Genomic DNA, 18560 nt, shown 5'->3' on the forward strand with positions numbered 1-18560 from the left:
CAGATGTATTGTGTATGCAAAGAACATATTGAACTGGCGATTGACAAGTTTGTGGATGAGTATGAGGATGCACCGGATATTGTCGATCTGATCGAGACGAAGTTCACGGAATGGGAAGCGCCAGCGACCTGCGAGATGTGCGAGAATATCGCGCTTTACCTGGTTGTGTGAGGGATCTGCACAAGCTGAATGATAGAGAGGAACAACGCGCCCGCTGCGCCGGGGGGAATGTTCTTGCGATCGCTGTTGTTTGCTCATGGTGGAATTCCAGGAACAAAGGCGAACGCTACGCTTCTCCAGAATCATTCCCCCTGCTCCACTCTGTTGTTCCTTTCTCCCATCCATCTTATATGGATTTAGAGTAAGGGCAAGGGCACAAGAGCAAATGTGCAAGTGCAAGAGCGTAAGTGCAAGAGCGACAAGAGCAACAAGAGCAACAAGAGCAACAAGAGCACAAGAGCACAAGAGCACAAGAGCACAAGAGCACAAGAGCACAAGAGCACAAGAGCACAAGAGCAAGTGTGCAATTGCTAGAGCGACAAGAGCAGCGGTTTTGAAAGCAATTTGTCCCGGGGTGAGCAGAGGCTCTGACCGGGACAAATTGCTTTATTTTTTGAGCAGCAAGTAGGCGAAGTAGGGCACTCCGATTATGGATACGACGATGCCTGCGGCAATGCCGTCCGGATCAGCAAGGTTGCGTCCGAGCGTATCCGCAGCCAAGAGCAGCCAACCGCCCATCAGAATCGCAACGGGGATAAAGAGCTGATTTCTCGGTCCGACCAATGCTTTGGCGATATGCGGAGCGAGCAGTCCGATAAAGGCGATGCCCCCGGTGACAGACACTGCAGAAGCCGCAAGGGCAACCGCAGCGAGCAGCAGGATGAACCGCTCCCGTTCAATCCGCATGCCAACACCGATGGCAGAGGCTTCGTCCAGCCCAAGCAGGTTCAAGCGGACAGCTTTGTACAGGGTGAAGGGAATGAGGATAGCCAGCCACGGCGCAATCGCCCAGATGAAAGGCCAGTCCGTCCCCCAGATGTTCCCCGCAATCCATTTGGCAATGAAATCAACCCGGCTTCGTTCAGCCGATGAAATAATGACGATCATCATGCCGGATAGCGCCAGTGAGAACCCAACCCCGGTCAGCACCAGCCTGGTAGGATTCAAACCTTCTGAACGACGGTAGGACAAGATATAGATCAGAAATGCGGTGGCCAGAGCGCCTGCGAATGCGACAAGCGGGAGCAAGTAGACGAATGACCCCACATCAATCGGAAAGTAGAGAAAGAATACAGCGATAGCTACGCCAGCGCCGGAGTTGATTCCGATTATGCCGGGCTCGGCCAGATCGTTGCGGGTAATGCTCTGCAGAATGGAGCCGGATAAGGCGAGCGCCATCCCTGCCAGCAGCGTAATTATGATGCGCGGCAGCCGGATCGAATACAATATGAAGTCCTCTTTGAACGTCCCTTGGCCCAGTAGTACAGGGAGCAGCCTGTCGTAAGAAAGAGAGGCGTATCCCATTCCCATTCCAATCAGGACTGTAGCGGCAATGAGTGCCAGGCAGGCGAATATCGTGATGCGCTGTTTGCGAATTAAGGCTGACCGGATCATGAGAAGGATTTTCCTCCTTTACGTACGACTAGCAGGAAGAACGGCAAGCCAAGCGTTGCAACAATAGCGGCAACAGGCGTTTCGTAAGGGATGTTAATGGTACGTCCCAGCGTATCGGCGAGCAGCATGAAGGATGCGCCCGTTATGGCCGAGAATGGTATGACGAAACGGTAATCCGTGCCTGTGATCTTGCGTACGATGTGCGGAATCATCAAGCCGATAAAAGCCATGTTGCCGACGAGCGCGACCGCGGCTCCGGTCAGCAGAATGACCAGCAGGAACAGAATCGCCTCGATCTGTACGAGCTTCTGTCCCAGGCTGGCGGCAACCTCATCGTTAAGGCTAAGGATGGTGATTTGCCGTGCAAGGAAGATGGAGATCAGGATCGCGACGATAATAACAGGCGCAATCATCTGAACCTGTCCCCAAGTCGTGCCGATTAGTCCTCCTGCTGTCCACATGGAGACATCCTTGGAGATTTTGAAATAGATGCTGATACCCTCCGAGATGGCATACAAGAAGGCGGATACTGCAGCTCCAGCCAGCACGATTCGAATCGGGGAGAGGCTGCCCCGTCGCATTGCGCCAAGAATGATGACCAGCGATGCCCCGAATGCAGCGCCAGTAAAGCAGGCAATCATAATGCCGAAATAGCTTACGCCGGGGGCAAAAGCCAGCGTCAGCGCGAGCGCCATCGTCGCACCGGAGGTGAGGCCGAGCAAGCCCGGGTCAGCAAGGGGATTGCGGGTTACGCCCTGCATGATCGCGCCGGACACGGCTAAGGCCGCTCCTACAAGAATCCCGGCAACCTCACGGGGAAACCGGATCTCGCGAAGGGTCAGGATATTGTCGTTCACCGCAGCGGGCGAGGTTATCGCGAGCCATACATCCTCGATTGGCGTCTGCGCCGCCCCGAACACCATCGAAATCACGAACATGGCTGCAAATACAATGACACTGCCAATCAGCTTATAGGTGATTGGAAGGGATCGTTTTTTTGTCGTCATGGGGTTCTCATCTACTCCTTAAATTGAACAACGAGATGGAGGAATTCTTTTGGCAGAAAGAATTCCTCCATGGTGGATTATTGGCCGAGCAGGTTGTTGATAAAGAACTCTAGTTGGTATTCCAGCGTTATAGGATCGTTGAAGTAGAATTCCTTCGCGTTGGCTTCGAATACGTGATTGTTCTTGACAGCCGGAATGTTCTTATAGGATTGCGTGGTCTGGAAAGAGTTGTCGGCATCCGGGTTTTTGCTAATGATGAGATAATCGCCAGCGTACTCGGGCAGAACTTCGGCTGACAAGGCGTAGTAACCGTCCTTGAGCGCCATTTCTTTGACCTTCTCCGGCATGGCCAGCTTCATTTCCTGATACAGAATCTCGGTGCCGCGACCCCAGTTGTCGCCGAATACATACAACTGTTTGTCGAAGCTCTCGATAACCGAGATGGTTGCGTCTGCGCCAATCTTCGCTTTAATGTCTACTCCGGCTTGCTGTGCTCTTGCTTTGAAATCATCGACCCATTTTTGCGCTTCATCAGCCTTGTTCAGCAGTTTGCCGATCTCCAGATGCTGCGTCAGGTAGTCTACTTTGCCGTATGTAAAGGTTACAGTTGGCGCAATTTGCTTCAGCTTGTCTACATTCTTGATGGTGGACAGGCCGATGATCAGGTCAGGCTGCAGCTCGAGGATTTTCTCCAGGTTCTCATCGGAGACGGCTTCGACATCCTTCAGCTTGTCTGCGAAGCGGGGATTCAACTTAGACCAATTGTCTACCCCGACAAGATTAACATTCAATGCCATGACGTTACCGGCAAAAGAAGATAGCATGACGACACGCTGCGGGTTGGCTGGAACCTCGACAGGTCCTGATTCCGATTGATAGGTGATCGTGCCTGACGGCGCTTCTGTTGTATTATCAGCCGCCGGTTTGTTCGTATTTCCTTTGTCTGCCTGGTTGGATGTACCGGCTTGCGTGTTGTTGTTCTTGGCCGCATTGCTGCCGCAGGCGCTTATGATTAGCACCAGGGTGAGAATGAATGGAATTAACAGTTTCTTCATTGTTCTTGTCTCCCTTATTGTGGCGCGATGATGCGCCCTTGTATTGTGAGTGGTATGTAACATGTGGCCTTAATGCGTCTGCAGATGCGCATGTGAGGCCTTTGAATCCAGTTAATTGGCTAGCGTGAGGCTGACCATTTAATTGATAATGATTATCATACTCATTACTTGGAACATTTTATAGCTATCATGTGGGGTTGTCAATAGCGTTCATATTGATGGGATAAATTACAATAGAAGTATCAGGTGGGGCTGTAATCCCTTGGGAGTACGCGCTGTTGAAGACTGCTGGGGCGGGCCGGGAGTTTGACTGTTGGGGAAAACAGGCTATTCTTATAAGGATGAGGTATGGCGACGGAGACACGAAGAGGGAATGAAGGGAGAAGGATATCTTGCATATTCAGATCATAGCGGTAGGCAGGCTGAAGGAGAAGTATTTGACACAGGGGATTGCGGAATACGCCAAAAGGCTGGTCCCGTACGCGAAGCTGTCGTTCGTGGAGGTCGCCGATGAGAAGGCGCCGGAGCAGCTCAGCGCCAGCGAGGAGGGACAGGTGAAGGCGAAGGAAGGCGAGCGCATTCTTGGCCATATTAAGCAGGATACTTATGTGATCGCGATGGCAATTGAAGGCGAGATGTGGACATCGGAACGGCTGGCCAAGCATGTGGACGAGCTGGGGACGTATGGGCGCAGCCAGATAGCTTTTGTGATCGGAGGGAGCCTCGGGCTCTCCGATGAGGTGCTGCGTCGCGCGAATATGCAGCTGTCGTTCGGGCGGATTACGTATCCGCATCAGCTGCTGAGACTGGTGCTCGTCGAGCAGGTGTATCGGGTGTTTAGGATTGTGCGGGGGGAACCTTACCATAAGTGACGGCGAAAAATTTGGCCCTATCTATTTGTGAAGTAAGGGAAGTTGCCTTGTTAACGTGAGATTATGCTCCAGCGATTGTTTGCTGGAGCGTTTTCTTTGTATCGGTGGTCCCCCTGGGTTCAACTTGAGAATATGCTCAATATTTCTTCCTGTTGAGAGTCAGAAACGTAGGGCAAACGTTTCATATACGTATTGCCCATTATTTTGTTCGACCGAAGGAAGGTGGAAATATTTTTTGATCCCTGGATATACCGATTTTTATATTAATATTATCCAGGAAATTAAAATATAAATTCCAGGGTAAAAAAAATTGATGCCAGGGTATTTACAATGATAGGCTTATCTGTATAATAGAATTATAGATTTAGGAAATATAAACCAAGGAAAATGGAGGGAATACTATGTTTCAGACAGTGAATGAAAAGGATGTTCGATCGCTAGATCAACTAATTCAGCGGGGAGATACATCCGAAACTCAAATCAAGGCTTTTCTAAGTAATAATTTGGGTAACAGCACTCTTCTTACAAAATTGCCGATGTATGAGTTCTACAGGATGTCGGATGTAGCCAACGAAAGGTCAGAGGATGGTAAGCCGGTAGCACAGCGTAAGTTAGATCCGAAGCACGCGTCGGAACTAGCACGTTATATCTTAAAGGGGCTGCTCTCCACTACAATATTGCTGCATCAAGAAGAAAACGGCCCAATGATGATAACGCGGATGAAGCTGCAGGAAATGATCGGAAAACAGCCGTATCTTGCAATGCAACCGATAGTAGCAAATTTAAGAACGGCAGGAAAAAACGGAAAAAATCTGCAAGGTAAGCCGCTGGTGGCTTCAGATAATGAAGGAATCGGTGCACGAATTTGGTTATCACAAAAGGACATTCTGTGGGTTGTGGATGGGCAACACAGAAGAAAGGCCATACAGTTAGTCATTGAGTTCCTGGAGGATATCAGAATGAGTCAGAAATATCCCCCGGCTAAAAGTTCTCTTTTTCCTCATGGTAGGGAGGACCGGAGTATACCGCAAGATGAACTGAATGTATGGTTAGAATGCTATCAGATTACAAGAAGCGAATGTACTGTTAATGTGGAAATCCACCTTGGACTTGACATTCTAGAAGAAAGACAACTTTTCCATGATTTGAATAACCTTTCAAAAAAAATTGAAAAAAGCCTTGCTCTTGAGTTTGACAGTTCAAATCCTGTGAATGCTTTTATAAAAGAAGAACTTCTGGAATCATCCATCATAAAACTAACTTCCGGTGATAAAGTAGATTGGGATAACGACGATGGAAGCTTTACTAGAAAGGATATTGTCGCGATTAATGCTCATTTGATACTCAACAAGTCTAATATCAACGGAGCAACTCCAACAATTGTGCAACCGCGTCTTAAAGTAGCTAAACGATTTTGGGAGGCTGTAACTCAAATTGCGGACTTCGGAGAAGAGGGGGCTAAACAAAAAACGGTCGCTGCACAACCTGTAGTGTTAAAAGCGCTGGCAAAACTCACATTTGATATGGCGTTTGGTAAGCTGGCTAAGGAAGGACTTTTAGACAAGCTGTTGGATGAGTTTACAGAATTGGATTTCAGTCATGATAATCCAATGTGGCGTTACTATCAGTTGAGTGAAGAAGAACAAAAACATTTTGGTCTAGAGGGTCTTAAAGAGTATCTCCCGGATGAATCTAGCGGAAACCGCGACATTGGAAAGTTTGAGGAATCGACAGGGTGGATGAGGTTTGGGATCAAACATAACGATATTTTCCCAATCATTGGGGATATGATCCGTTGGAAATTGCAGTTGCCCAAAAGAAAATCATAGCTAAGGAACGGGAACGTATGATCCCGAAAAGCATGAAAAATCCTAAATTTTACAGTATAATTAGGTAGGCTAGAACTATATAGCATAGAGTGCAACGAGTTTGCTGAAAGGAGGGAGAGCATTACTATAATACGTGAAAAGCAAGCGTAAGTGGTGGCACACTTAGCTTGCTCTCAGTTCTTCAAGGCATCAATTAAATGAGAAGTGGCATTCTCAAACTGACTCAAGAAGAGGATATCGAGTGCGAACTTTACACTCTACATATGTATAGCTACGCTACTATAATTATGTATACGTCATGAGCGACGGATATCCTTCTTATTTTCAAAAAAATTGAAAGAAGGATGAACTTTTTATGACAATTGAACTGGAATCAAAAGTATCTTCTTTATTAGAGGGTATCGCATCGCGACTGGACATTTCCCCTACTAAATATAAGCAAGCTGTTGACAGATATACTGCCGTTAGTAGCTGGATTGCTGAGGGCGAGTTTGAAGGTGTGGAGGATATCCATTTTTACCCACAAGGTTCATTCAGACTCGGGACCGTCACAAGACCAATACGAAATGGAAAAGATGCTGATTATGATATCGATTTAGTAAGTGAATTTAAGATTTCGAAAAAAAGCATTACTCCAAAAAAATTAAAGGAAGTCGTAGGAACACGCATTGCAGAACATGAGAAGTATAAAAAGATGCTGGATGAAGAGGGGCGACGTTGTTGGACCTTGCTTTATGCAGAAGAGGACGGAGTAGGATTTCATCTTGATGTTCTGCCCGCTACTCCCGAGGATGATGCCCCTTTAAGAACGAGTCTTATTGACTCAAGAATAGCCGAGAAGGCAATCGCAATTACTCATAAGAATAAGGACTGTACTTATAAGTGGTCTTCTAGCAATCCTAGTGGTTATGGAGATTGGTTTGATAATATTAATAAAGCTGTCTTTGAATCTGCAAAATCACTGCAACAGCGCAGCCTTTTTGAAAATAATAAGGACATATATGCAAGCATTGACGAAGTCCCGGACGCGCTTATTAAGACTCCTTTGCAGCGAGCGATCCAAATATTAAAACGTCACCGGGATGTTCGCTTTACAAATCATCCTTGGGCATCAGATAAACCAATCTCGATGATTATTACAACTTTGGCTGCGAGACTCTACAATGGTGAGCCAAATGTATTTTTAGCGTTACGCAATATCGTGAATGAACTCGATGAACTGTCGGCTTTCTTAAAACCCGATTATGGCACTAATAAGTATCTTTATGGAAAAACCTTAATTAAACGGAATGCTGACGGGACTTGGTCAATACCCAACCCAGTTAATCCTAATGAGAATTTCGCTGACCGATGGCATGAAAACAACCACCAGAAGGCAAAAGCTTTTTTTCAATGGGCTACGTGGGTTAAGGAAGATATTATAGAGATTATCTCGACAAGTGATGTCGGGAAAATTGTTAAATCATTTGAGTCAAGCTTCGGACAAGTTTCAATCAGTGCAGCGAGAGCATTAGGTTTACCGACGAGCGCGGCTATGTCTTCAACGCCCATGGTGCATATTGTATCACCTAATAAGCCCTGGGGCGAATCATAATGAATGCACAAATGGTGTGGGACCAGTATAAAGAAGTTCAGGAGTGTTTTCCTGATCTTGTATTGATTCCTGTTGACCACAGATACTTCATTCGAGGTACACTCCAATTTCGGGCTGAATTTATGGGACTGGAAGTTAAAGAATCATTTTTAATTGAAATTGAATTGTTGACAACTTATCCGCATTCCCTCCCAATTGCCAGAGAATTGGGGGGGAGAATTCCAAAAGGATTTCATAAATTTGTAAATGGTACGTTATGTTTAGGGACACCGCTTGCAATGAAAATTACCTTTTCGAAGAATCCTACCTTGTTAGGGTTCATAAAAGAACTGATAGTCCCTTATCTGTACTCGTATGCACATTATGAACGCAACAACCGTGAACTCCCGTTTGGTGAGTTAAGTCATAATGGAGAGGGCTTACTTGAGTATTATATGGATTTATTTCAGGTTAGTTCGATTGACAAAGCAATGCAAATTTTATACTCTTTGTCTTTCGAAAAAATTCGAGGGCATTGGCCTTGTCCATGTGGTAGCAACTTGAAAATAAGGAATTGTCATGGCCCGATGCTTATGAATTTGTATAATTATCAAGACGCAACTAGGTTTAAAAGTGATCTTGTCCACTGTTGGGAATTCATAAAAAGGAAATGAGTAAAGGGAAGACTTCATGACAAATTCGAGAAGGCCTTTGTCTGCAGGAGATCATTTAGTTTTGTGGCTACGTTCCGGGGGAATGTGTGCTATTTGCACTTGTTACACAAATTCATTTGCCCTGGGCTGCCTGTTGAAAAATTATGGAGTACTACTGGTAAATCGCTTGGAGGCGGAGTCAAATATGATAGTTTACTGGTGTCGGACATGGTTGATCTGCCTACTAAGGCTGTCGGGAGGAGGAGCTTTGAATGAAACGTATCTTATCCATTGACGGTGGGGGTATTAAGGGAGTTTTCCCCGCCGCCATTTTAAAGCACATGGAAGAGCAACTGCCTAATCCTATTTCTCGTTATTTTGATTTAATTGTTGGAACGTCGACTGGGGGGATAATTGCACTCGCTCTAGGTCTTGGTTTATCCGGAAGAGAGATAGTAAGTTTTTATGAGATTCATGGACCAAGAATCTTTATTCCGAAGAAGAAAGGGCTCTTCTCAGGTCTTGTCCATAAAGCATCTTTTGGTTACTCAGATATGATTTTTGATACGAAGTATGAAGCTAATTTGTTAAAAAGTGCTTTGGCCGAAACATTTGAAGGCCTCAGAATTGGTGATAGTCATAACCGACTGGTTATTCCTTCATTTAATATTCAAACAGGTAGTGTACATATATTTAAGACACGCCATCATGAACGATTTGAAAAGGATTGGAGAGTCCCTGCAGTTGAGGCGGGACTTGCAACCTCAGCCGCACCAATTTACTTTGATACATTTCGAACGGCCAGTGGTGTTCCTCTTGTCGACGGTGGAGTATTTGCTAATAATCCCGTTGGCCTTGCTGTAGTTGAAGCTATTGGGGTGTTAGGTTGGAAACCAGAAGAAATACAAGTGCTTAGTTTAGGCTGTACACATGAAGCATATCATGCTAATTTGGAGAAGCCTAACTTAGGTTATAAAGATTGGGGCCCCCAAGGACTTACGGAACTATTTATGCGGGCGCAAGACTCTGCGTCTTTGGGAACAGCCATGTTGCTTGCTGGGCATCCTATCCATAATAATGTATACCGGCTTTCCAAAGAAGCTCCGCCGAAGCTTTACACCCTTGACGGAGTGAATAGAATTGATCTGTTGAAATCTCTAGCTGCAGATGTAGCAAGAGAAGAGATTGCGAAATTACGAAAGCTCGGCTTTTTTGATCAACCAGCAGAGGCTTTTGTTCCTATTCCAATGCCGAATGTGAAAGAGGGGGTTGCCGGATAAGGATGCTATTCGGCTAACGTTGCTGGGAACTTCACATAACACTGCATGCACGTTGTGGGGCACTGCCTCTCGGTCTGGGCCGAAGTTGAATTCGACTGGAACGAAATCAGATACAGGGGAGCGGGATCAGCCGGACACATCCAACTCCCTAACGCATCGCGATCGCCCTTCGGGGTTAACGAAGTTGGACGTTATGAACATAAAAACGTCATCAAAAAAGAGGTGATGATATGAGCTTGTTAGTTCAACGCAGAATAAAGAGTGCAGTTGATCGATTATTTTACTTCGATAGAGATTTATTCATTTATAATTCAAGCGAGAGATCAATTACTCATAGATTTGCATTATATTTAGGATATATGTTTTATCAGTGGGATATTGATGTTGAATACAATCGAGTTGGGAATGATCCTAAAAAAATCGACAGAATAAACCAAAGCTTAAAAGAAGATGTTAACAACACAGACGATATTTTTTCAGGTCGTATGACAATTTATCCAGACATAATAGTACATAAACGTGGTAAACCGAAGAATCATTTAGTTATTGAAGTAAAGAAAATAAATTCAACAAATGATGTTCTAGATCAGTATGATATAAAGAAATTAAGAAATTCTATTTTAGAACCAACACTCAATTACAAGTATGGCGCCTTTGTTAAACTTGGCTTGATTAACGAAGAGCCAATCCATGAAATTAAGATCTTTACAAAAGAGGATTTTAGCGGTTCGAATTGAACTTCAGCTAACACAATGTTCATATATTGGGGCATTCGTCCCACGAGATAAAAATTGATTTAGCAACAGAAACTGCAAGATGGTAAAAATTTCACCTTAGCGATGATATGCTGAAAAACTATATAACAAGTGATTGCGAAAAATCGATGTTTGAAGAAGTCAGGAGATTTTGAATTTCAGGGCTATAGGTATTTATTTCGTATATAGTCTATAACGGAGGTATTCCTAGAGTTCATTAATATACGTTAAGTTAACTTAGAAGAATCATTGAACTGCTCAAAAAACAAATACTTAATGAGTCCAGCCCCGTCTTTCAAGCCTTGTTTATAGATAAGGTCTTGAGAAATCGAGTGAAGATAGTTCATATGCTCTTCATATTGAAATAATAAATCATGAAAATCATCCGGTAAATTGGTTTTCAAGGTATTGAAATAATCCTTACATTTATGGGACAATAATTTAAACTGGTCATGATGCGCACGTAGATGGGAGCTAACGTGATTTGCTCGTTCATCAGTGAGTATTTGGAAAGTATTTTCAAGAGATTTCATATATTCACTCCTAGTATTAACCTTATAGAGATATTATATAACCCTATAAGGTTAATATAAAGCGTTTTTTGTGTATCAGAGGTAGGAGAGTGGGAAGCATGGTAAAGTGTCATTTGAGAAGACTAATGGCTGACCAGAAAATTGATGATATTACGCAACTTATGAAGTTATCTGGACTGAGTCGTAATGCAATTAATAAGTTGTATAGGGAAGAAAATATAGAAACAGTCAAAATGGAAACCTTATTTAAATTATGCGATACGTTCAAATGCAATTTATCCGATCTTATTGAATACATACCTGATTGAGAAGATGTTTTTTAGACATCACCAGTTCCAAGCCGCCGATTATTTCGGCGGCCTCTTTGAGTACGTTGTAAAAGCTTGATTGTGAGAAGTCGGTAACTATGCGCTGCGGCGGATTTTTCGCCGATAGCCCCGTTAAGCTGAACCTTATCATAAGTAAGGGCGAAAAATTTTGTGTGACAAGAAAGGGGTAGAGGGTTGTAGGACCACTAAGAAGACAACCCCCCCAGAATTAAAAGAATCAAGGAGAATATTCCTGAAAAGTTACCTAGAGTTGCGGAAAAAGCAGATTTAAAGTAGCGGATATTACTTACGTAACACTCTTTCAAGACATACGCTCCTCTTTTTTCTGATATCTCCAAGTACAGTAATAATTATAGAAAGAAGGTAAACTCACGGTGACAACCAATTTACTTGAACAATGGAAAGAAGAATACCTAAGCAATAATGAGACTTATAGTAACCATGTAACTAAATTTGTTCGTTATATTACGTCTATTGGTAAGGGAAATCAACCAATTGGGATTGGCAAAGACGATGTTGTTGAATGTATAGGTTATTATAATCAACAGGGGAAGATTAAAACAATTAGTACGATGGAGAGTCATTTAGAATCAATCAAGGCATTTTATAAATATTTGGTTGGACGAAAGTATGCAGATGACATATTTAATAACATCGCGTCATTCCAAGATTTTAAAGATAAAATAACAAATCGATATAACCTAACAAACCCTAAGAACAGAGAGTATTGGGAAGAATCAGAATTAGTCGATATTTTAGAGGCGATTGATGGATACTTTGAGAGAACAAATTTGTCTGAGGTTACTAAAGTCAACGAGAGAAAGATTCCACAAAACAAAGAAGTATTGGAGAGGATGAATCAATTTTGGATTTTGTATATAATGATGAGTTTCGAGTTGAGAGTCTAAATGAATTTTTTTGTGCATTTTTAAAGTCTACTAACTTATTTGAAATTCCAGATCATATTGGGAGTTATTCAGTCGAAATAATTATGGACTCAGCTTTATATGAGATGGTTAAAAATGGAACGAACCCAGCACTAATTGCTAAGATTAATGGAACGAAAATTTCAGCACTTGAGAAGAAATTTTATAGTAACGGTATCCCAATTAACAATTCAGATGAGTTAATAAACCATGAGATAGCAAAGAACAAGTACTACAATTACATTTAGCTCACTCAATGAAGGCAGGTACATTATCTAACACCGAATCCCGCCCTTGGTCCGGCAGAAGGATAGAAGCAAGGAAGCGGAATAGGCCGAACATATTTGCAAGATTAATTTACCTTCGCGAACTGGTATACTGGATTAATCCCTATCAATTGCATCAGTTTTTGACTTTGTGATGATACAGTCGTTATCTGAAAGAACGTTTAGTGTATGAAATATGTAAGGGGGAACATTGTTGAAAGAAGTAATTGAACAAAGATTTAATGATCTAATAGAAGAAGGCAAGAATCTTGCTGTTAAAATTGATGGCAAGGAAAATTTAATACCGAGGGGAAGTATTCATAGTTTTCAAGCATGGTTAGCTTCATGCTGTAATCTCATTCAAATGTTGGCCCCACAAGGCAGTTTCCACTATAGGGAATCTAACAATTTAATGGAGCATGAATTCATGAAGAATGGAATTCATGTGATAGTTTACTCAAAGATGATGGGGTTGTTTGCTTCCACATATATTGAATGGTCTAAAGGAACACTCGGACAAATTGAATATATAGTTGCTGCTGAAACATTCGATGATTTCTTAGATCATTCGTCCAATTATCATAAAGCTAACAAGAAGGTTGAAGCTTCGATATTGGCTAGTTCCGTATTGGAGGATACCGTAAAAAAGATTGCGACAAAGAACAATCTACCAGTCAAAGGCATTTCTTTAGAACCACTTATAGAAAGTTTGGTTGTAGTTGGAGTTTTTAATCAAGTAAAAGGAAAGAGAATTAAGGCGTATGCAGGAACCAGAAATAAGGCATTACATGCAGAATGGGAAGAGTTTGATATAAAGGACGTTGGGGAAATGATTAAAGGGATAAGAGAATTAATAGAAGGTTATCTCTAAGACGACAAGTTTCTTCAGAGAATACCAAATTCATGATTGGTTCATTCAACCCTTGTCTCGTAAGGGGATAAATTGGATACGGAGGCTCAAAAATGACTAAGGAGAGCTAAACCATGACGATGCCAACAAAAGCCAAGATTTTTGAACATTGGATGGACTGGTTGGATAAGAGAGGATTCGACTGGGGGGAGCCGTATTGCTGGGCTTGCAAACGTGATTTAGATGATAAGTATGATTTGAACAAGCCCAACGCTACACGTGAAGAGATAATAAAGAATTGGGGGAGGGCACCTCTTCAACGTTGCCACATAATTGCCCGTCAGTTTGGTGGAGAAGATACCCCGGATAATCTATTTCTGATGTGTATGAGCTGTCATGATCTGAGGAGGGAAAGTTGCCGTTACAGACAGCGCGTTGAACCGTATAAGCATTAATCGGTAGAATGTTGAACTGGCAAGAAAGCAGCAATACATCATCTGCATTCTCGGATGAAGAAACGATTCCTGAATAGGCTAGGGGATATGCCCACTCTGCGCTTGAGCAAGGTATATTAACAGGAACTCGTGGGACAACTTTTTTGCTTTGTACAACCAAATGAATAAGCTATTTCCGGACGCGGCGATTATGTGCGGCATGTATCGTTAGCCTGAAGAGCTGACGATCGATATCGAGCTCAATATCGATCGCTTCGTGTACCAGCATCATTATCATATGAATGGCTTCCGGTAGGCCAACCTAATCCCTTCTTAATCGCGCGACCAGTCCCGCCGTAACGAGAACATCTCCCTCAGCGCATCCGTCGACAGCTCGGTTATCCAGCCTTCCGAGCTGGAGATCACGTTGTCGCTTAGCTGCTGCTTGTTCTCCAGCATCTCGTCGATGCGTTCCTCGAGGGTGCCGAGCGAAATGAATTTATACACCTGCACGTCGCGCGTCTGGCCCATCCGATAGGCACGGTCGGTCGCCTGGTTCTCGACGGCCGGGTTCCACCAGCGATCGAAGTGAAAGACATGGTTCGCCGCGGTCAAGTTAAGTCCAACGCCTCCCGCCTTGAGAGAGAGGATGAACACGTTTGGCTGCTCGGACGACGGAAGGCCGCGGGACTGGAAACGTTCGACCATCCGGTCCCGCTGCACCTTTGGCGTACTGCCGTTCAGGTACAGCACGGGTTCGCCTAGTTCGCGCTGCAGGACATCCTGAATCATTTTGCCCATGCCAATGTATTGCGTGAAGATGAGGCAGCGCTCGTCCGCCTCGCGCAGCTCCTGGACCATCGCGAGAAGCCTCTCGAGCTTGGAGGAGCGGGCGACGATCGCCTCCGTCTGTAGAGGGCCATCCTCCGTCTCCGTTCCCGTATCCTCATCCAGCAGAGCCGGATGGTCGCATGCCTGCTTGAGCCGCGTCAGCGCTCCGAGAATCGCGCCTTTGCGCTGGATGCCGTCGAGCTTCTTCAGCTTCTCGAGCAGCTCCTTGACACAATTGTCGTACAACGCAGCTTGCTCGGAGGTAAGCGGAACATACGTCTTCATCTCGTTTTTGTCCGGCAGGTCGAGCTGGATGGCGGGATCCTTCTTTTTGCGTCGCAGCATGAACGGTTTCACTAGCCGCTTTAGCTCGGCCGTGCGACGCCCGTTCTGTTCGCGCTCGATCGGGGCTGCGAAGCGGTCCTGGAACGCTTTGGCGGTTCCGAGGTAAGTGGGCACGGTAAAATCGTAGATCGACCATAGCTCCGCCAGCCGATTCTCGATCGGCGTCCCGGTGAGCGCGATGCGATGGAGCGCGGGAAAGCTCTTGACCGCCGCGGCCTGCCTGGTCCCGGCGTTTTTGATATTCTGTGCTTCGTCCAGACAGACGGCGCCCCATTGGAACGCGGCCAGCGTCTCCTGGTCGAGTGAGGCGGTAGCAAAGGAGGTCAGCACGACGTCAACGCTGCGTACCTCCTTCCGGAACGCGTCGCCGCTCTTTCGCCCGGAGCCGTAATGCATGGCCACCTGCAGGGATGGGGCGAAGCGGGAAATCTCCTTCTGCCAATTGCCGAGCACCGACGTGGGGCAGACGATCAGCGAAGGGAGCCGCATGCCCTCGTCCGCCTGCTCCTTGGCGTACAACAGGTAGGCAATCAACTGGACCGTCTTGCCGAGGCCCATGTCGTCCGCGAGACAGGCCCCGAGCCCGAATCGGCGGAGAAAAGCCAGCCAGGCGAACCCCTCCTGCTGGTAGCTGCGCAGCTCGGCGCGCAGACCGGCCGGCGGATCGAGCCGTGGCCATTCGCTCTGCTGATTAATCTTGGCGAACAGCCCGGTCAAATGCGCGTTGAGCTCGACCTCGAGTTCAACGCGGGCGGCATCGGTCCCGAATGTCTCCGCGCTGGCGTCCATCGCCCCGCCGTCCGCGTCGCCGTCTGCCTGGCTCTGAGAGAGCAGATGCAATTGCAGCACATTCTGGAAGCTCAATCCCTGGCTCTTGTCCATGCCTTCCATCATGCGGCGGATCTGGGCGATCAACGCCGGGTCGAGCACGATCCAGCGGTCCCTGAACTTCACGAGTCGCTCCCCTCGCGCGAGCAGCTCTTCGAACTCCTCCTCGTTCAGGTCGGCGTCGCCAATGGAGATGCGCCAGTTAAAGCTCATAATCGCTTCCAGACCGAATAAGGACTTGCCGCCGCCCCGTTTCTTGGAACCGTCCTCCGACTGTACCGCCGCGCGCAGCCGCGGCTTCTTGCGGCTTGCGGCTTCCCACCAGGCGGGCAACAGGACCTGCCAGCCGGCTTCGAGCAGCCGGCGGCTGTCCTCGTTCAGGAACCGCCAGGCCGCCTCGTCGTCCAGCGGCTTGCCGAGCACGTCCTCGCCGCGCGACAGCCGATCGTGCGGAAGGCTGGCCCGCAGCCGTTGCAGCCAACCGTCCGAGCGGCTGCGAATGGCTTCCGCCCATGCGTCAGGCCATTTGCCTGCCGCCGAGCCGTCATTGCCGAGCCGCACTCTGTGGAGCTTGGCTGGATCGCTCTTGTCCTGCAGCACGAGCCGCAGCCGCCAGCGGGAATACTCGTCGCCTTCCCACGGCTCTATTAGCTGCAGCAGGGGGCGGAACGGCGCGACATCTGCTTTCCAGCCGATCTGCACAAGCCAGGTCTCGTCGTCGAGTCCCGCTGTCGCGGCCGCCGCGTTCTCGCGCGCGAATAGAGCCGGGAACTCTCGGCGCAGATCCGCCTCGTCCGGCTCCGTACCATAGAAGCGGCTCGTTACGGCCGCCGAGAAGGCCGCCATTAGCCCGTTGCGCGCCTCATCGCTCCAACTGCCTCGCTCCAGGTCCAGCTCGTCGCGACATGCCTGTCCAAAGGTCGCGCAGGCCGCAGCCGCATCCCAGATCCAGTTCAGAGAGCCTCTGCGGTAAGCCGCAAGGTCGGGCGCGTAAAGCCCCTTCTCCAGGCACTTGCCCAGCAACGGCGCCAATGCGACCAAGCGCGCGGCATCGTCCTCCCACTTCCACTCGATATGCGCCAGGAGCGGCCCCGAGGCGAAGAAAGCAATGACCTCTTCGGCGGGCAGCACGACGGCCTCGAGCTCCCCGATTTTGACAAGCTCCAGTCCGGTGCCATAGAAGGACTGCTCGTGCCAGGCGAACAGGCGATGCTTCAGCTGAAGGCCGGTCCACTCCCGCAGCGAATCCGGGTCTGCAAAGAACAACGCGTCGCCATGCGACGTCAGCACCATTCGAACCGCGATAGTATCCAGGTTATAAGTAGTGGTCGTCATGGGATTAGCCCTCCCTTTCGCAGTTCTTCCTGAAGGGCTCGCAACCGGCTATTCCGGCTGGCGAAGATCTCCATGTACGCCTCCCACCGCTGCTCGCGCTTCAGCTTTTTGTACAGCTTGGCCAGCCGTTTGAGCAGCTTGACCGCCCGCTTGTAGCCGTCGCGGTTTTTTAACAACACGTAGTTCTCTACGCCTTGGTGGTAGAAAGACAGCAGCGATTCCGGAGCCTCCTTCTCGATGGGCTGCAGATCCTTCGCTCGAAAGTCGAGAGGATCGCTGCCGAGGCTAAGCTGGTAATCGATCCACTGGTGCCAACGGCCATAGCGCATCAGGTTCTCCACGTACAGGCTGCTGCAGTAGGGAGGCAGGCTCACAATCGCGCTCCACATTCGTTCCTCGGCCTCCGGCCGTCGCTCGACGACGGCATTCCAGAAGCGGCCATATTCATCAAGGCTGCCGGATCTTCGCCCGATCTGCTCGTTCGCGTAATGAATCAACCAGGCTTCAAGCCGGATCCATTCGCCGTTCTCCTCCAGCAGGCGCAGGAAACGAAATATCTGCCTGGGCTCTAGCCCATGCCGCTCTGCAGCATCCAGCAGCCGCCAAGCCTCCTGATCCTCCCCGAGCCAGAAGCGCATCCAGGCGAGGGCGACGAGAGGGAAGAGCTCATTCCCCTTGCTCCGCTCTTCGGTCAAACGCGACAACTCCTCCTTGAAGAGACGAGGGCTGTCCGCAGCGGATGATACCAGAATCAGCCACAGCTCGACGTAGATATCCAGATAGGCGGGCGGATACCATGCACTCTCGATCGCCGTTTCACGAATGTATGCAGCCGTCTCCAGTAGACGCCCCTGCTGCTTGACCGCGATCTTCGGAGGCAAGTCGGTATGGAATTGGCTCTCGATTGCATGCAGCGTCTCGGATACCGCCATCTGGGCAAAGTAGCCCAAGTGGCGTTCGGTCGATTGCTTGCGGAGCAAGAACAACCCGACGTTCAGCTCGAACAGCCAGGTCTCCTCGAGTGTCAACTCCGATATGAAGGGGCGCACCATGGATCGCAATTCGGTGCCATAATTTTTTTCGTACGGGGTATTCGCCGCTTTCCGGGCGCAGCTGGCGATCATATCCTGCCACTGGGCAACCCTCAGCCCGATCGGTGAATTGGAATCCATTGTCGTCATGATGGAAGGTATTCCTTTCTAAGGATCATGATTGCGATTTGCTAACCAAAAGATTAAGATCTGA

The 18560-nt window shown here is 47.4% G+C and carries 17 protein-coding genes; 11 read left to right on the forward strand and 6 right to left on the reverse strand.

Features of this window, described 5'->3' with window-relative positions; translation table 11 throughout:
• Positions 1–3: 3 nt before the first annotated feature.
• The gene (locus tag K0T92_RS13010; RefSeq protein WP_219872914.1) at positions 4–171 is read left to right on the forward strand and encodes a CxxH/CxxC protein; all 168 of its coding nucleotides are present in this window, start codon (positions 4–6) and stop codon (positions 169–171) included.
• A gap of 435 nt (positions 172–606) precedes the next feature.
• On the opposite strand, the gene K0T92_RS13015 is transcribed toward K0T92_RS13010, so the two are convergent.
• The 3 genes from K0T92_RS13015 to K0T92_RS13025 all read right to left on the reverse strand — a co-directional run bounded on the left by K0T92_RS13015 (position 607) and on the right by K0T92_RS13025 (position 3676).
• Complete coding sequence (locus K0T92_RS13015; protein WP_219872915.1) at positions 607–1614, reverse strand: FecCD family ABC transporter permease; 1008 nt, start codon at positions 1612–1614, stop codon at positions 607–609.
• Positions 1611–2621: a FecCD family ABC transporter permease gene (locus K0T92_RS13020; protein WP_219872916.1), complete on the reverse strand. Its 1011-nt coding sequence runs from the start codon at positions 2619–2621 to the stop codon at positions 1611–1613. The genes K0T92_RS13015 and K0T92_RS13020 overlap by 4 nt, the downstream gene beginning before the upstream one ends.
• 77 nt (positions 2622–2698) lie before the next feature.
• The gene (locus tag K0T92_RS13025; RefSeq protein ID WP_219872917.1) at positions 2699–3676 is read right to left on the reverse strand and encodes an iron-hydroxamate ABC transporter substrate-binding protein; all 978 of its coding nucleotides are present in this window, start codon (positions 3674–3676) and stop codon (positions 2699–2701) included.
• Positions 3677–4068: 392 nt separating this feature from the next.
• On the opposite strand from K0T92_RS13025, the gene rlmH reads away from it, so the two are divergent.
• The 6 genes from rlmH (at position 4069) to K0T92_RS13055 (ending at position 10620) form a co-directional block, all read left to right on the forward strand.
• Positions 4069–4548 (forward strand): 23S rRNA (pseudouridine(1915)-N(3))-methyltransferase RlmH, encoded by a 480-nt coding sequence (gene rlmH, locus K0T92_RS13030; protein WP_219872918.1) that lies wholly within the window; start codon positions 4069–4071, stop codon positions 4546–4548.
• A gap of 401 nt (positions 4549–4949) precedes the next feature.
• Positions 4950–6377 (forward strand): DNA sulfur modification protein DndB, encoded by a 1428-nt coding sequence (locus K0T92_RS13035; RefSeq protein WP_219872919.1) that lies wholly within the window; start codon positions 4950–4952, stop codon positions 6375–6377.
• 355 nt (positions 6378–6732) lie between these two features.
• The gene (locus K0T92_RS13040) at positions 6733–7971 is read left to right on the forward strand and encodes a nucleotidyltransferase domain-containing protein (protein ID WP_219872920.1); all 1239 of its coding nucleotides are present in this window, start codon (positions 6733–6735) and stop codon (positions 7969–7971) included.
• The gene (locus K0T92_RS13045) at positions 7971–8624 is read left to right on the forward strand and encodes an SEC-C domain-containing protein (protein WP_219872921.1); all 654 of its coding nucleotides are present in this window, start codon (positions 7971–7973) and stop codon (positions 8622–8624) included. The genes K0T92_RS13040 and K0T92_RS13045 overlap by 1 nt, the downstream gene beginning before the upstream one ends.
• A gap of 251 nt (positions 8625–8875) precedes the next feature.
• Positions 8876–9883: a CBASS cGAMP-activated phospholipase gene (locus tag K0T92_RS13050; protein ID WP_219872922.1), complete on the forward strand. Its 1008-nt coding sequence runs from the start codon at positions 8876–8878 to the stop codon at positions 9881–9883.
• A 230-nt stretch (positions 9884–10113) separates the two neighbouring features.
• Positions 10114–10620, forward strand: coding sequence for a hypothetical protein (locus tag K0T92_RS13055; protein ID WP_219872923.1), 507 nt, complete (start codon positions 10114–10116; stop codon positions 10618–10620).
• Between the two features lie 245 nt (positions 10621–10865).
• Here the strand turns inward: K0T92_RS13055 and K0T92_RS13060 are convergent, their stop codons facing one another.
• Complete coding sequence (locus K0T92_RS13060; protein ID WP_219872924.1) at positions 10866–11171, reverse strand: hypothetical protein; 306 nt, start codon at positions 11169–11171, stop codon at positions 10866–10868.
• 98 nt (positions 11172–11269) lie between these two features.
• Between K0T92_RS13060 and K0T92_RS13065 the strand changes: the two genes are divergently transcribed.
• The 4 genes from K0T92_RS13065 to K0T92_RS13080 all read left to right on the forward strand — a co-directional run bounded on the left by K0T92_RS13065 (position 11270) and on the right by K0T92_RS13080 (position 13997).
• Positions 11270–11479, forward strand: a complete 210-nt coding sequence (locus K0T92_RS13065) for a helix-turn-helix domain-containing protein (RefSeq protein ID WP_219872925.1) — start codon at positions 11270–11272, stop codon at positions 11477–11479.
• 395 nt (positions 11480–11874) lie between these two features.
• Entirely contained in the window at positions 11875–12408 is a 534-nt protein-coding gene (locus tag K0T92_RS13070) for a hypothetical protein (RefSeq protein WP_219872926.1), read from the forward strand.
• Between the two features lie 498 nt (positions 12409–12906).
• Entirely contained in the window at positions 12907–13563 is a 657-nt protein-coding gene (locus K0T92_RS13075; protein ID WP_219872927.1) for a hypothetical protein, read from the forward strand.
• A gap of 113 nt (positions 13564–13676) precedes the next feature.
• Positions 13677–13997 carry an HNH endonuclease gene (locus K0T92_RS13080; protein WP_219872928.1) on the forward strand — a complete coding sequence of 107 codons (321 nt, stop codon included), beginning with the start codon at positions 13677–13679 and terminating at the stop codon, positions 13995–13997.
• Between the two features lie 312 nt (positions 13998–14309).
• Here the strand turns inward: K0T92_RS13080 and K0T92_RS13085 are convergent, their stop codons facing one another.
• The gene (locus K0T92_RS13085) at positions 14310–17315 is read right to left on the reverse strand and encodes a DEAD/DEAH box helicase (protein ID WP_219872929.1); all 3006 of its coding nucleotides are present in this window, start codon (positions 17313–17315) and stop codon (positions 14310–14312) included.
• Complete coding sequence (locus tag K0T92_RS13090; protein ID WP_219872930.1) at positions 17312–18496, reverse strand: hypothetical protein; 1185 nt, start codon at positions 18494–18496, stop codon at positions 17312–17314. Before K0T92_RS13090 ends, K0T92_RS13085 begins: the two co-directional genes overlap by 4 nt.
• Positions 18497–18560: the final 64 nt, after the last annotated feature.

The sequence above is a fragment of the Paenibacillus oenotherae genome, from assembly GCF_019443105.1.
Taxonomy (GTDB): domain Bacteria; phylum Bacillota; class Bacilli; order Paenibacillales; family Paenibacillaceae; genus Paenibacillus_Z; species Paenibacillus_Z oenotherae.